Source organism: Streptomyces albidus (ex Kaewkla and Franco 2022), from assembly GCF_013870515.1.
GTDB classification, from domain to species: Bacteria; Actinomycetota; Actinomycetes; order Streptomycetales; family Streptomycetaceae; genus Streptomyces; species Streptomyces albidus.
Genome location: NZ_JACBXA010000496.1, coordinates 1 through 1,119 on the forward strand (window position 1 = coordinate 1; position 1,119 = coordinate 1,119).

At 64.6% G+C, this 1,119-nt stretch carries 1 protein-coding gene; it reads left to right on the forward strand.

Translation table 11 applies throughout. The annotated features are described in order from the left end of the window. Window positions 1–1,119, forward strand: a 1,119-nt coding sequence (gene rho / locus H5J26_RS30860) for a transcription termination factor Rho (RefSeq protein WP_181769237.1), incomplete at both ends; no start/stop codon positions are given.

A 1,119-nucleotide genomic window follows, 5' to 3' on the forward strand; every position in this document is an offset into this window, starting at 1 on the left:
CGACGGTCGTCGTGGTCGGCGGGGTCGTTACCGTGATCGTCGGGGTCGTCGTGGTGGTGGTCGTGAGGATGTCGAGCCGCAGGTCTCGGAAGACGATGTGCTGATTCCGGTGGCCGGGATCTTGGACATCCTGGACAACTATGCGTTCGTGCGGACCTCGGGTTATCTGCCGGGTCCCAATGATGTGTACGTCTCGCTGGCGCAGGTGCGGAAGAACAGTCTGCGTAAGGGTGACCATGTCACCGGTGCGGTCCGTCAGCCCCGTGAGGGGGAGCGGCGGGAGAAGTTCAATGCGCTGGTGCGGCTGGACTCGGTCAACGGTGCGGCGCCGGAGGGCGGGCGTGCGCGGCCGGAGTTCAACAAGCTGACGCCGTTGTATCCGCAGGAGCGGTTGCGGCTGGAGACGGAGCCGAACCAGCTGACGTCGCGGATCATCGATCTGGTCTCGCCGATCGGCAAGGGTCAGCGGGGTCTGATCGTGGCGCCGCCGAAGGCGGGCAAGACGATGGTGCTGCAGTCCATCGCGAACTCGATCACGGTCAACAATCCCGAGTGCCATCTGATGGTGGTGCTGGTCGATGAGCGGCCTGAGGAAGTCACCGACATGCAAAGGTCGGTCAAGGGTGAGGTGATCTCCTCGACGTTCGACCGTCCTGCCGAGGATCACACCACGATCGCGGAGCTGGCGATCGAGCGGGCCAAGCGGCTGGTGGAGCTGGGTCACGACGTGGTGGTGCTGCTGGACAACATCACGCGGCTGGGCCGTGCCTACAACCTGGCTGCTCCGGCGTCGGGGCGGATCCTGTCCGGTGGTGTGGATTCCACCGCGCTGTATCCGCCGAAGAAGTTCTTCGGTGCCGCGCGCAACATCGAGGACGGCGGCTCTTTGACGATTCTGGCCGCGGCGCTGGTGGAGACCGGCTCGCGGATGGACGAGGTGATCTTCGAGGAGTTCAAGGGGACGGGCAACTCGGAGCTGAAGCTGGACCGCAAGCTCGCGGAGAAGCGGATCTTCCCGGCGGTGGATGTGGATGCTTCCGGCACCCGCAAGGAAGAAATCCTCATGCCGGGCGACGAGTTGCAGATCATCTGGAAGCTCCGCCGTGTCCTGCACGCTCT